A 13,984-nucleotide genomic window follows, 5' to 3' on the forward strand; every position below is an offset into this window, starting at 1 on the left:
GCAATGTTTTTCCAGTTAAGGAAATCTGTTATTTTTTCATGCGCTATTATTTTTGTTTTGGGCTTCATTTCTTGTGGTCAAACTCCAGAGAAGTATGTGAAGAATTCCAATGCAGGTGGGGCCTTAGGCACCTCTTACAGTATTATTTATATAGCTGACAGGCCATTGGATTATCAAAAAGAAATCGATTCGGTTTTCGCAGTAGTTAACCAATCATTATCCACCTATATCCCAACTTCTGATATTTCAAGAATAAATAAAGGGGAAACCGGTGTAACTGTCGAAGAAATGTTTCGTGAGGTATTTGATCTATCCAAAGAAATAAACGCCCATACCGAGGGTTACTTTGATCCAACGGTGGGTATCATGGTCAATGCTTGGGGATTTGGTCCAGGGAAGAAAGTGGAGATGGATAGTGTAACGGTAGATAGCCTGATGCAATTCGTTGGATTGGATAAAGTGAGTATAACTCCTGAAAACCGTATAGAAAAACAATATCCCAATACCTATTTGGATTTTAATGCCATCGCAAAAGGATATGCCATAGATCGTTTGGCCAGAATGATGGACGAAAAAGGGGTCAAGGACTATCTATTGGAAGTCGGAGGGGAATTAGTAGGAAAAGGGATTAACCGAATAAAGCAAAAACCTTGGGTTGTTGGTATTGATGATCCACAGGCCGAAACGGGTAGAAGGCTAAAGATTTTAATTCAGTTAGAGGATAAGGCCTTGGCTTCTTCCGGGAATTATCGCAAGTTCAGGATAGATTCAGTAACGGGTAAAAAATATGTACATACCATTGACCCTAAAACCGGTTTTACAAAGAATTCCAGCACTTTGGGGGTTACCGTTTTGGCCGATGCATGTGCTACGGCAGATGCCTTTGCCACGGCATTTATGGCTATGCCCTTAGATAAGGTCAAAGAAGTATTGGAAGCTGAGAAGGCGTTGGAGGCTTATATAATTTATTTGGACGAAGAAGGGAACACCCAGGAATTCATGACCCAAGGGTTTCAGAAATTGGTCGTAAACTAAGACTTTCGTACCAAGGGGATAATTTCCGTGCTGGCCAATCTATATGTATCTATTTCTTCAGACGTCAGGTTTTTGTTGAAATCTACTTCTTCGACCTCGAAGCCTATATCGCGGAGTTTGTCAAAATAATCCCTCCCATAAATTCGTACATGGTCATATTGTCCAAATATCTTGGCCCGTTCTTTTCGGTCGGTAATACTGTTGTCCTCAAAAGTCTTTTCCCTTTTCAGGTCCTGGGGTATTTGAAATATGCCCCATCCTCCAGATTTCATTACACGGTATAATTCTTGCATGGCTTTGACATCCTCAGGTATATGTTCCAAAACATGGTTACAGAGAATCACGTCATAGGAATCATCATCAAAGGGGAGGTTACATATATCGGCTTTGACATCGGCCAATGGGGAGTTTAAATCCGTGGTAGTATAGTCAATGTTATCAAGGTTCCTGAATCTTTTGTAGAAAGCCTGCTCAGGTGCAAAATGCAAAACCTTTAAGTTCGACGTAAAAAAATCAGTTTCCTTCTGAAGGAACAACCATAATAATCGGTGTCTTTCCAGTGATAGGGTAGAAGGGGACAGCACATTTTCCCTGGGGTTTTCATATCCGTAGGGTAAAAAAGCCCTGAATTGTTTTCCATCAATCGGGTCGGTATATCTTTTTCCACTAAGCCATAAGGCCACTAAAGGTCTTACCCAATAACTTAACTTTATAAGCAAAGGTCTCGGAATGGCGTTTAGGAAAAATTTGAATATTTTTTTCATAAGATCACTTCCGGAAGAACCTATACTGATTTTCTACAGGAACGATTGAACAGTTAGATTTAACCTACAATTGAATTTCTTTTTGACGAAATTCATCCTCTTCATCACTCACTATACCTAAAGCGTCATAAATATATTTGAAAGTGGAAAGTAATTCCGGTTTTCCATTAACAAGGGCAACATCATGCTCAAAGTGGGCGCTTGGTTTTCCGTCTGCCGTAAGAATGGTCCATCCATCCTTAAGCTGTTTAATTCTTTTGGTGCCCATATTGGTCATAGGCTCAATGGCAACAACCATACCTTCAACGAATTTTTTGCCTCGGCCTCTTCTGCCATAATTTGGCATTTCAGGGTCTTCATGCATTTTTTGCCCTAAACCATGACCTACGAGCTCACGTACCACGCCATAACCATGGGCTTCGGTGAATTTTTGAATGGCATAACCTACATCTCCGACTCGGTTACCAATTTTAAATTCTTTAATTCCTATGTATAAAGATTGTTTGGTTACCTCGAGTAACTTCTTGACTTCAGGAGTAACTTCCCCTACTTCAAAAGTATAGGCGTGGTCTCCGTAATAATTGTTTTTCAAGGCACCGCAATCAATTGAAATTATATCGCCTTCAACTAATGGGGTATCGTTAGGTATACCATGTACCACTTGGGCATTTGGACTCATACATAGAGAATTAGGAAAATCATATAGTCCTAAAAAACCGGGGACAGCCCCATGGTCTCTAATAAAATCCTCTGCTAATTTATCTAAATACAATGTTGTTACTCCTGGCTTAACCTCTGATGCAAGCATACCAAGAGTTTTTGAAACGATCAATGCGCTTTCTCGCATTAACTCTATTTCTTCGGGTGTTTTGACTATAATCATAAGTTGCAAAGGTAAATATTTACTTTGAAGCTTGGAAGCCAAATGATGCCAATCTAAAAGGTTTGTGAAAAGTGTTAATGTAGGCTTTTAAAGTACTCAAAGGCCAATGATAGACGGGACCCGTACCAGGAAAAATATTCGCCATCCACAAGGATTCCCTTTCCTTCTATGCCGGTATTTTCAATATCATTGATATGTTGCTCTTTAAAAGGAAACGGTTCAGAAGAAAGCAAGGCCAGATCTACTTTGGTTTTAGTTAGATAATCGTTGTCAATTAAGGGGTATCGAGGGTTTTCTGGGCTCATGTTGATAAAGCCATTCAATTGTAATAAATAGTCTATGAATGTACCTTTTCCGGCAAGCATCCATGGCTTTTGCCAAATAAAATAAAGTACTCGTTTTTTGGGTTTATGAAGAATGAAGGCTTCAAAACTTTTTTGTTTTCGTTCGATCCCTGAAACCATAATGGCCGATTTATCTGGGCAATTGAACAAGATTCCGTATTGTCTTATTAGTTGTAAAGCGTTCTTTATATTGTTTACGTCAGAGACATGAACTGCGTACTTTTTTTCAAGGGTCTCAACAATTTCTTTTGTGTTTTCTTCTTTGTTACAGAGGATAATATTGGGGTTTAATTTGGCAATTTTATCAAATGATACTTTTTTGGTTCCCCCAACAATGGTTTTCGTTTTTTTTAAGTAGCCCGGATGAACACAAAATCGGGTGATTCCGACCAAGTATTCTTCCAAACCTAAATCTACAAGTGTTTCAGTTTCGGATGGTACTAATGATATAATACGAAAAGGCCAACTAGGTAAAACCGTAGTTCTTCCAAGTTGGTCTTTTATTGTATTATGCATTTAACCGTATTGATTTATACCAACGACTCTCTTGTCATGGCTTCTGGCTGTGCAACACCCATCATTTTTAAAATGGTCGGTGCAACATCACCTAAAACACCATTTTTTATTTCTTTTAAATCGTTATCGATTAAAATTACCGGAACAGGATTCGTGGTATGTGCCGTATTAGGTGAGCCATCGGGATTGATCATGGTCTCACAGTTACCGTGATCCGCAATCAAAATGGTCGAATATCCATTATCCAAACCTGTTTCGATTACATCTTTGGCGCATACATCTACAGCTTCGCATGCCTTGATAGCGGCTTCCATAATACCTGTGTGGCCAACCATATCACCATTCGCAAAATTGAGACATACAAAATCAGCTTCTTGCTTCTTTAATTCTTCCACTAGAGCATCCCTTAGTTCATAAGCGCTCATTTCAGGCTTTAAATCGTAAGTTGCAACTTTGGGCGAATTTCTTAGAATTCTGCTTTCACCTTCAAAAGGCTCTTCCCTTCCTCCAGAGAAAAAGAAAGTTACATGAGGGTATTTTTCCGTTTCTGCTATTCTAATTTGTTTTTTACCGGCTTTGGATAATACTTCACCAATAGTTTCAGTGATATTGTCTTTGTTGAAAATTACATGTATACCCTTAAAACTTTCATCATAGTTGGTCATGGTAACATAATATAATTTTCGTTTGGTCGTATTGTACTCAGGAAAATCGTTTTGACACAACATATTGGTCAATTCCCTTCCACGATCCGTTCTGAAATTGAAAAAGATTATAACATCATCTTCTTCAACGATACCATTTTTATCGGCAACCAATGGTTTTATAAACTCGTCCGTTACCCCATTCGCATAGTTAGATTCTAAACTTGCGACCACATTATCGGTTGGGTCACCGATACCATTGGCAATTACATCATAGGCCAGTTTAACCCTTTCCCATCGATTATCACGATCCATAGCATAATAACGACCTGTCAATGTGGCAATTTTACCTGTGGTTTTTGCCATATGATCCTCTAAGTCGGCAACAAATGAAGCTCCGGATTTAGGGTCTACATCCCTGCCATCCGTAAAGGCATGTACGTATACCTTATCAAGGTTATTGTCCTTGGCCGCACTTAACAAACCTTTTAAATGGTTTATATGTGAATGAACACCGCCATTGCTCAATAATCCTAGGAAATGTACTTTTTTATTGTTCGTTTTTGCATAATTAAATGCATCAACCAAGACTTTTTCGTCCTTTAACGTGTTGTTTTCAATCGCAAGATTGATCCTGGTCAGTTCTTGATAAACGATTCTTCCGGCACCTAAATTCATATGCCCAACTTCACTGTTTCCCATTTGGCCCTCCGGCAGACCTACATTTAACCCATCTGTACGTAATGCCGCATTCGGGTACTTTGTATATAAACTGTCTATAAAAGGAGTGTTTGCATTGTCAATAGCCGAAACTTTAGGGTCAGGGGATGTGCCCCAACCATCTAAAATCATTAAGATTACTTTTTTATTCATTGTATTAAATTTCTTTATGCAAAAATACGGTGTTACGGTAAGTTTAGCTAGTTATTTAAGGGGCTTTTTTTTAACGTACAAGCATGCTGATATCGTTTCGGAAATAGTTGTAATTTGTTAAAATTTAGTTATTTAACAGTTAATGCTGAAACATTTTAAAGGCATTGGAGTCTATATTTATACTAAGTTAATAGTATTCATCAATCATTATCGGATCCTGTCCGGTACAAAAAACAATCATCATGAGAAAAACAATCGTAATCGCGACCGCAGCTTGTATGCTCACGGTCACTGCTGCAATGGCAAATCATCAAAATCAAAATGCGGATTTTAACGTGAACCCTACTTCTTTCAGAACGGTAGAACTCAATATGTTATGTAAGGCAATAGTGAAGGGGGATGTTGATCTGGTTAAAAAGTTGATTGCCATGGGGGAAGACGTAAATCGGAAATCCCTTGGAAAAACCCCTGCCATTTTCGCTGCACGTTATAACCGCGTGGAGATCTTAAAGATTTTAATCGAAAATGGGGCTGACCTTCGTATTAAATCGAATAAAGGTCATTCTATTACTGAAATTGCCGAGTTAGCCAATGCAAAAGAGGCTTTACAGGTAATCAATGCGGAAATGCAGAGCTGATTCAAGATTGAGAACAAAAAAAGCACCCCACCGAAAGTGGGGTGCTTTTTTTAATGTATTCACTTCAGATAGTGTTCAAGTAAAAGAGTGAATCTTGAAAGATCAAAAATCGTAACCCGTAGCTACCCTATAGATAAAAGCATAAAACGCCAATGACAGCATAAAAACGCAGAAAATGGAGTATGCTTTTAAGAGTAATACAACAAAATTCGGGCGGCAATTCTCGAATGCTTCCGTGTAAATGTCCTTAAAATGTAATAGTGTTCCCATATAGTTTTGTTTAAGTGATCGTAAATCAAAGCTATAAGGGTTAAATCTGAGGCAATAAAAAGAATTGGGTATAGCCCAAAGATACTAAAATATTGTCTAAATCAAATTGAATTGTGTTAATTCTGAAAAAGACTATCCACCATATTTAGCTATGGCTTCCTTGATTTTTTCTATACGGTTTTCCGGATCGGGGTGTGTACTTTGAAATTCGGGTACTCGATTGGGCCCTGCGGCCGCTTTTAAAATTTTCATTACCTCTATCATTTCCATAGGGTCGTATCCTGCATTTATCATGAACCAAACGCCAAGATCATCACTTTCCAATTCATCACCACGACCATTTTTTAAAAGGGTGTTCTGACCAATGCTACCTACGATACCCCCGGCATCTGCACCAACGGTTGCTCCCATGGTCACGGTTTGCCAAAAATTGCTGTCCGCGATACGTTCGGCAGAATGTCTACCGATTACATGACCGATCTCATGTCCTAGGACACCTGCTAATTGTGCTTCGTTAAGTTGGGAGAATAGGGCATAGGTGATGAAGATCTGACCACCAGGTAATGCAAAAGCGTTTATGGTCTGCTCATCGGCCAATAAATGAAAATCGTATTCATACGGGGTTTCACGGGCAATACTATTGTCAACTAACTTTTTACCTACAAAATCGATCAAGGATTGAAGGCGTTCATCTGGGTATAGCCCCCCGTGTTGTGCAGCCATTTCAGGAGCACTTTGTACGCCGATGGCAATCTCTTGTTCAGAACTCATATTAATGTTCTGTACCCTTCCTGTGTATGGGTTCTCTTCTTTGTTGCTACATCTTTGAATAAAGGCAAATGCAACTATGGCCAAGCCAATAAAGATTCTAATTTTCCAACTGCCTCTTCTCATGGTTAGTTTTGTTCAGTGTTGGCCCAATATATAAAAAACCTATAAAAGTGCGGTATTTATATCTAAAATATTATTACGTAAGTAATTTTTGATGAAGCCGGATGTAAAATGCTCACTGCCATAAAAATTCTCTTCACGTAGTAATTGCACTAAATTCAATCTTCGGAAGGCCGTAAGCATCGGAATCGAGATAGGTGCATAGCTATAATGCCATGGTTCATATTTAAAACCCCGTCGTTTGGGTTCATTGGTATAAACGATATGGAAATCGAATTCTTTTGAATTTTCATCCATCCACTTCTTAAAATCCTCAAAAGGCCCGCCCGCTTCGAATTTTTCCGGTACCAGTACGTCGCCATTGGTTTTTCGGTACCCATCGATTATATCAATATCGGTACCCCAATGATGCCTGCTGGTTCCGGGAATGGTGGAATACTCTATTATTTTATCAATGGCGTCGAGAGGGGGCATGCCGTTGTCTTCGGTATACCTAATGAATTTTCGTTCCCAAATCAGTTCCTGTCGTTCAAAATTTCTAAAACTGGAAACGATCTTTAAATCAATACCATCACTATAAGCGGCTTTTTTCATGGCCAAAAAGGCATCGTGGGCTTCCTTTCTAAGGTTAATACCTTCCCCGTATAATTGTATGTCTTCTTTCCCCATTAACTCCAAAACCGAATACTCGAATTCACGGTCTTTGGCAACCATAAGGGAGGGGGCCAATGTCAAGGCCAATCCTGAAATGCTACTTTTTTTTATGAATGATCTTCTTTTCATACTGTATTAATTATACCAAAATGACTTATAAGCGTTTATGTGCAAATATGTTGCCATACTTTTAAAGCCAAAATATTCATACTTGTTGAACTTCTATTAAATAACGGCTTCAATCGTTTTTTAATGCCCAAAACAATAAAATTAAACAAATATTATGAGTACTTGGTTTATCCTAAAGGTGCAAAGGCAGGATAGATGGCGCACATGTTCGAATGTCTCTACTGCTTTACGGAAAGATACAGGTATCCTTGATGACGCTGTTTAAGGTCGTGCATGGTTATGATATAGAAATATATACCAGTGGATAATCCCATATCGCGGGAAATTACCGATTCCCTGTTCGAAGTACCATCGAACTCATTTTGGTAGTTTTCCTTGGAATAGACCAGAACCCCGTATCTATTGAATATCTGTAAGGAATTATTGGGGGAAACCTCAATACCGTCAAGGACCAGGTAATCGTTTTTACCATCGCCGTTCGGGGTCATGTAATAATTGTCAAGTTCTATAGTGTCGAATTGCTCAACCCTATCGGCATTACCGCCAAGGGTCAATATTTCATAGTCATTGGGAATAAACGGTAGTGAGGTGATAGAACCTCCTGCCAATCCACCTTCAACATTGGTATTTCCTAAATTCACCCATTCGTCCTGTTCTTTATGCCAGCCCACTACCTTAAGGTCCCCAAGATATTCTGCCAGGGCTCCAATGTTGCTCAGTTCGTCCCAGGTTAGGGTAACTGTGGTCAGGGCCTCACCTTCTAAATGCCAGTATTCCTTTTCACTGACCGACATGTATTCGGAAGCGATTTTTTGGGTCTCGAAACTTTTGCCGAACACCGAAGGGGAGTTAGGGTCTTCATAAAAATAAGCGCATTTTACCAAGGGGTCGATCTCATCCGAGCTTATTCCCAAGGGCCTAAGTCTATTATCATCACCTACAGGAAAAGTAAAATTGTCCTTGTTCGTGAAGGCGGCATAGCCATCTATTAGGGATACGTCATTTTCGCCAACATAAAAGGCGTTCTCCATGAAATTAGTAAAAATGTTCGTATCTATTCTTGGTGTGATCACATCACCTACAATAAGGTTCACATTATTGGTCACATCAATCTGGGTGTTCAAATAGAGTCCATTGTCCACGGCGATTTCCGCATCGTAGAAAACCGGGATATTGGAACCTGAAACCATGATGGATCTATCAAAACCATAAAACCCTACCAATCCTGAATTTTTGTCGAACTCACCATCATTGATCAAGTCCATATGAAAACCGACCATAGTTGAACCATGTATTTGCATAGCACCATAATTATGCACAGCATCTTGAGACAAAGCCAAGTTAAAAGCAAAAAATATGATAAGTGCGATTCTCATTGTTTGTTTTTTAAACATTTATTTAATAGGCAAATTCAAAAGTTATTGAAGCCGTTGAATATCTATTGGCACCACTACTGGTTCTACAAGCCCAAACCAATAGGTCGTTTTCCTGTAATTCGAAATTTACATCTTGGTTTTGAATAGAAATACTGGTGCTTCCTCCCGTTATATTGTAGGTTCCTATACTGATAAAGGAACTTCCCCTCAATACTGAAAGATTGATTTGTTGTGTGCCTGATGGATTTGCATTGAAATCATTTTTCATTATGAATTTAGTAAGTGTTTCACTGCGGGCAATAGGTATGCCTGCGGGTGATGCCGAGGTGGTATAGGTGGCGGTACTGCCTGTTCCTAAACTTTGATTCCAATACAAATTAAGTCCGTATGTTGCATTAGGTGCGTACCATATGTTATTGTAAAAATAGGCCCTACCCGCAAAGGTTTGGGAGTACTTAAAGGTGGGTAGGCCAGGGGTAATGGAGTGCCATGAACTGCCGTCGCTTTGTAACTGTACCACACTATTCGATGCTACGGAGGTCGAATTGGTCCCTGTATTATCAACAAAAGTCGAAATAGTGATGGCACTATCATGGGTGTTCTTGATAATATAGGTTCGTCCTTCGCAGGTATTGGCCGAAGGTAATGTAATACTTCTATTGGAGTCTACTAGTACGGTATGGTGTGTTTCATTCAAGGTTAAACTAGAACTCGGTGAGGTAATGGCCGTTGCAATGGAACCATTTACCTCCAAGGTCGAATTCGCCAATTGCCCCGTATTTATGCCTACCCTAGGTAAAGCGTCTTGACTGTCCGCACTTCCTTGGATCCTAAATAGTTCTTTGTTCAGTTGGTCCCTATAATCATAACGTTTAAAGATAAAGGGCTCTGCACCATCGTCACCAATTATAAATTCCATTATTCCTGCATTGGAAACACCGGCGGAACCAAGTTCGAAAAAATCAGTACCTGCAGCACTTCCTTTGAGTCTAAAATTTCCTTGGGAGTTAGTGAAGAACATGGGTTTGTAAAAATCGGCGGCATCTGCCTGAAATTGTATGGCTGAGGTTCCGTTATCCCCTTTAACGTAGGTCAAGTATTGGTCCTTATCATTGTAATCCGGATAGGTTTGGGTAAGGCCCAAGGTTTGCCTTCTACCGAACTGTAGTAAACTTATATTGTTGGACCTAATGTCCATACCAACATCATTGGTTGCTCCTAAAAAGGATCCCGTAGATAAAGTATTGCCACTTGAAAGCCAGTTGGAATTTGAGGTTTTCACCCACGCGGAGCCATCGTAAACATAAATTTCCTGTGTATCGGTATTGTAAAGCATTTGTCCTTCTTCCATACCTGTCAGTGAACTGATTTCAGAGGTAGTACCTTTGGTAAGGCCAAATAGGAGTCCGGCTTCAATTTGTCCAAAGGAAAATCCCGTGACGAATAAAATGAGGATAAATACAATTGGTTTTTTCATATTCTTATTATAAATCTAAAATTGTAAACATAAATTCCGAATCAAATCGACTTCTATCAGTACCACCATTGTCGTTGTCCCCAATAATAACCTCAAAGCTTGTAGCTGTTTGATTGGAGTAGGAGATACCTGGGTCATCATTACCGGCCCCACCTCTTCCCGGTTGGGTCAATTGAATAATATAATCGGCATCGGATACCGAACCTGAAGGTAATGTTACCCTATAATAACCTGTACTAATTCTTGTAACGGAAACACCTGTGGTGGCTCGGGTAATTGTTCCGTCAGAAGCAATTTTCCCAATTGCTTTAATTGGGTTATAATTATCTACCCATTCTGTACCTGTTGCAGTGGAGCTTAGCACTTGTCCCGTTGTACCGACAGAATCGTTACTATCCAATACGGCACCTTCTAACTCTAAGGTTTCGTTCACTGTAACTTTGGTGTCACCCGATGTTTCATTTATTTCCAAAGCCTCGTTTCCGCCAACAGTGAAGCCAATCCTATCTGCTCCAGGGCTGTAAACTCCTGTGTCTGAATCATCTGAAAACCTGTAGGATGGTTGGCCAACAGTTCCGTCTGAATTGTTCAAACCACTGGTTCGTGTTGCTCCGTTAACTGTTAGTTTATTTGTTCCTGATAAAGGATTTCCGATACTTAATCTATTGTTGGTATTGTCCCAAAATAATTGAGAGTTGTTTTCGGTAGGTGAACCGTCCGATCCTGCAAAAAATACAGACCCCGTAGTACCGGAATGAGATAAATCTGATAATGGAACATCTAGGTCGCCATTAGAATCCGATATTCTTAAGTAATCAGTTCCAGAAACATTTACTGTTGAAAAACCTGTGTTTGTCTCGTTTGTGATACTGCCATCAACTTCAGTAAAATTATTATAAATACCATATGGTAAGCTTGAGGAGCCATCACCTGTTACGATAATATTGGCATCCCCAGCAACAATTTTAGTTTCAGTACCATCTGCATGTAAAGAAGATAAGTTTGCTACCCTAGTCTCTGCATCATCTTCAATTCCCAATAATAATTCAAAAGTTGAACCATTAAAAGCGAATAATTCGACTTGTTGGTCGTCGGAAGAGACAAATCCAGATAAATCTACTTGATTCGTACCAGTAGCAGGATTGGTAAGTGTAAGTATATTCGAAGCATCTAAGTTTAAATCAGAAAGTTCGTTCGTAGCACTCAAATCCCCATCGGCTGTATTGTGTGCAGCAATGGCAGCGGCATTGTTAGCAATGTCCGTCTCGTTCGCAGCAATTTCACTTGCGTTTGCAGTTATTGCGGTAGTGTTGTTGGTTATCGCCGTTGTATTGTTTGCGATGTCGGTATCATTAGCAGTAATTTCACTAGCATTATTTGATATCGCTGTAGTATTGTTGGCGATGTCGGTATCGTTGGAACTGATGTTTGCTGCATTAGTAGCTATCCCTGAAATATCCTGATCACCTGTGTTGATCCCGGAGGTGTTGGCAACGATGGCAGCCTGTGCCGGGGTGATACCCGTTTTAGCGGTGTTCAGGGCAATCGCGTCGTTCTGCGTAGTCTGTTCGTTCTGTAAATCTGTGATATCAGCATCGTTGGCTACAATGGCAGCATTGTTATTTGAAATGGCAGTGGCATTGGTAGCTATTCCTGAAATATCTTGGTCACCAGTGTTCACGCCAGAGGTATTGGCAACGATGGCAGCCTGTGCCGGGGTGATACCCGTTTTAGCAGTGTTCAGGGCTATGGCATCGTTTTGGGTGGTTTGTTCCAATTCCAAAGCATCAATATCAGAAGCATTGGTAACGATACCTGAAATATCCTGATCACCTGTGTTGACCCCGGAGGTATTGGCGATTATGTCAGCTTGGGCAGTGGTGATTCCAGTTTTAGCGGTGTTCAATGCGATGGCATCGTTCTGCGTAGTCTGTTCGTTCTGTAAATCTGTGATATCGGAATCGTTGGCTACAATGGCAGCATTGTTATTTGAAATGGCAGTTGCATTGGTAACGATACCGGAAATATCCTGATCTCCGGTGTTGATCCCGGAGGTATTGGCGATGATGTCCGCTTGGGCAGTGGTGATTCCGGTTTTGGCAGTGTTCAATGCAATGGCATCGTTCTGCGTAGTTTGTTCGTTCTGTAACGCAAGGATGTCGTCATCGTTGTCACTGATATTGGAAGTGTTGTTTGCGATGTCCGTATCGTTGGAACTGATGTTTGCTGCATTAGTAGCTATTCCTGAAATATCCTGGTCACCTGTGTTCACACCAGAAGTATTCGCAACGATGGCCGCCTGTGCCGGAGTGATACCCGTTTTAGCGGTGTTCAATGCAATGGCATCGTTCTGCGTAGTCTGTTCCAATTCAAGAGCATCAATATCAGAAGCATTGGTAACGATACCTGAAATATCCTGATCTCCAGTGTTCACACCAGAAGTATTCGCAACGATGGCAGCCTGTGCCGGGGTGATACCCGTTTTAGCGGTGTTCAGTGCAATGGCGTCGTTCTGGGTGGTTTGTTCCAATTCCAAAGCATCAATATCAGAAGCATTGGTAGCTATCCCTGAAATATCCTGATCACCGGTGTTGATCCCGGAGGTATTGGCAACGATGGCCGCTTGTGCTGGGGTGATTCCCGTTTTTGCAGTGTTCAGGGCAATGGCATCGTTCTGCGTAGTCTGTTCGTTCTGTAACGCAAGGATGTCGTCATCGTTGTCACTGATATTGGAAGTATTGTTAGCGATGTCCGTATCGTTGGAACTGATGTTTGCTGCATTGGTAACGATACCGGAAATATCCTGGTCACCTGTGTTCACGCCAGAGGTATTGGCGATGATGTCCGCTTGGGCAGTAGTGATTCCGGTTTTGGCAGTGTTCAATGCAATCGCGTCGTTCTGTGTGGTTTGTTCGTTTTGTAAAGCAAGGATGTCATCATCGTTGTCACTGATATTGGAAGTGTTGTTTGCGATATCCGTATCGTTGGAACTGATGTTTGCTGCATTGGTAGTTATCCCTGAGATATCCTGATCTCCAGTGTTCACGCCAGAGGTATTCGCAACGATTGCCGCTTGTGCCGGGGTGATTCCGGTTTTAGCGGTGTTCAGGGCTATGGCATCGTTCTGGGTGGTTTGTTCGTTTTGTAAAGCAAGGATGTCATCATCGTTGTCACTGATATTGGAAGTGTTGTTTGCGATGTCCGTATCGTTGGAACTGATGTTTGCTGCATTGGTAGCAATCCCTGAAATATCCTGGTCACCTGTGTTCACACCAGAGGTATTCGCAACGATGGCAGCCTGTGCCGGGGTAATCCCGGTTTTAGCGGTGTTCAATGCAATCGCGTCGTTCTGGGTAGTCTGTTCGTTCTGTAAATCTGTAATATCAGTATCGTTGGCTACAATGGCAGCATTGTTATTTGAAATGGCAGTTGCATTGGCAGCTATTCCTGAAATATCCTGGTCACCAGTGTTCACACCAGAGGTGTTCGC

Annotated in this window: 12 protein-coding genes; 2 read left to right on the forward strand and 10 right to left on the reverse strand. The window is 40.8% G+C overall.

Annotation, left to right across the window (positions count from 1 at the left end):
- Positions 1-96 precede the first annotated feature (96 nt).
- The gene (locus R3X28_RS17480; protein WP_317666040.1) at positions 97-1,035 is read left to right on the forward strand and encodes an FAD:protein FMN transferase; all 939 of its coding nucleotides are present in this window, start codon (positions 97-99) and stop codon (positions 1,033-1,035) included.
- Here the strand turns inward: R3X28_RS17480 and R3X28_RS17485 are convergent.
- The 4 genes from R3X28_RS17485 to gpmI all read right to left on the reverse strand — a co-directional run bounded on the left by R3X28_RS17485 (position 1,032) and on the right by gpmI (position 5,059).
- Positions 1,032-1,799: a class I SAM-dependent methyltransferase gene (locus R3X28_RS17485; RefSeq protein WP_317666041.1), complete on the reverse strand. Its 768-nt coding sequence runs from the start codon at positions 1,797-1,799 to the stop codon at positions 1,032-1,034. The genes R3X28_RS17480 and R3X28_RS17485 overlap by 4 nt on opposite strands.
- 64 nt (positions 1,800-1,863) lie before the next feature.
- Positions 1,864-2,682 (reverse strand): type I methionyl aminopeptidase, encoded by an 819-nt coding sequence (map, locus tag R3X28_RS17490; RefSeq protein WP_154368849.1) that lies wholly within the window; start codon positions 2,680-2,682, stop codon positions 1,864-1,866.
- A gap of 74 nt (positions 2,683-2,756) precedes the next feature.
- The gene (locus R3X28_RS17495) at positions 2,757-3,542 is read right to left on the reverse strand and encodes a helical backbone metal receptor (protein WP_317666043.1); all 786 of its coding nucleotides are present in this window, start codon (positions 3,540-3,542) and stop codon (positions 2,757-2,759) included.
- A 14-nt stretch (positions 3,543-3,556) separates the two neighbouring features.
- Complete coding sequence (gene gpmI, locus R3X28_RS17500; RefSeq protein WP_317666044.1) at positions 3,557-5,059, reverse strand: 2,3-bisphosphoglycerate-independent phosphoglycerate mutase; 1,503 nt, start codon at positions 5,057-5,059, stop codon at positions 3,557-3,559.
- A 242-nt stretch (positions 5,060-5,301) separates the two neighbouring features.
- Between gpmI and R3X28_RS17505 the strand changes: the two genes are divergently transcribed.
- Complete coding sequence (locus R3X28_RS17505; RefSeq protein WP_282056871.1) at positions 5,302-5,697, forward strand: ankyrin repeat domain-containing protein; 396 nt, start codon at positions 5,302-5,304, stop codon at positions 5,695-5,697.
- Between the two features lie 102 nt (positions 5,698-5,799).
- Here R3X28_RS17505 and R3X28_RS17510 read toward each other — a convergent pair whose 3' ends face one another.
- From R3X28_RS17510 to R3X28_RS17535, 6 genes are all read right to left on the reverse strand, one after another.
- Entirely contained in the window at positions 5,800-5,967 is a 168-nt protein-coding gene (locus R3X28_RS17510) for a DUF6747 family protein (RefSeq protein WP_179955156.1), read from the reverse strand.
- Positions 5,968-6,099: 132 nt separating this feature from the next.
- Positions 6,100-6,861, reverse strand: coding sequence for a M48 family metalloprotease (locus R3X28_RS17515; protein WP_154368841.1), 762 nt, complete (start codon positions 6,859-6,861; stop codon positions 6,100-6,102).
- 39 nt (positions 6,862-6,900) lie between these two features.
- Positions 6,901-7,641: a M15 family metallopeptidase gene (locus R3X28_RS17520; RefSeq protein WP_154368838.1), complete on the reverse strand. Its 741-nt coding sequence runs from the start codon at positions 7,639-7,641 to the stop codon at positions 6,901-6,903.
- Positions 7,642-7,859: 218 nt separating this feature from the next.
- Positions 7,860-9,017: a gliding motility-associated C-terminal domain-containing protein gene (locus tag R3X28_RS17525; protein WP_317666048.1), complete on the reverse strand. Its 1,158-nt coding sequence runs from the start codon at positions 9,015-9,017 to the stop codon at positions 7,860-7,862.
- A gap of 22 nt (positions 9,018-9,039) precedes the next feature.
- Positions 9,040-10,494 (reverse strand): hypothetical protein, encoded by a 1,455-nt coding sequence (locus tag R3X28_RS17530; protein ID WP_317666050.1) that lies wholly within the window; start codon positions 10,492-10,494, stop codon positions 9,040-9,042.
- 7 nt (positions 10,495-10,501) lie between these two features.
- Positions 10,502-13,984: hypothetical protein (locus R3X28_RS17535; RefSeq protein WP_317666051.1), on the reverse strand; the 3,483-nt coding region annotated here is incomplete at its 5' end.

It is taken from the genome of Maribacter sp. TH_r10, from assembly GCF_033101095.1.
Classification (GTDB): Bacteria; Bacteroidota; Bacteroidia; order Flavobacteriales; family Flavobacteriaceae; genus Maribacter_A; species Maribacter_A luteus.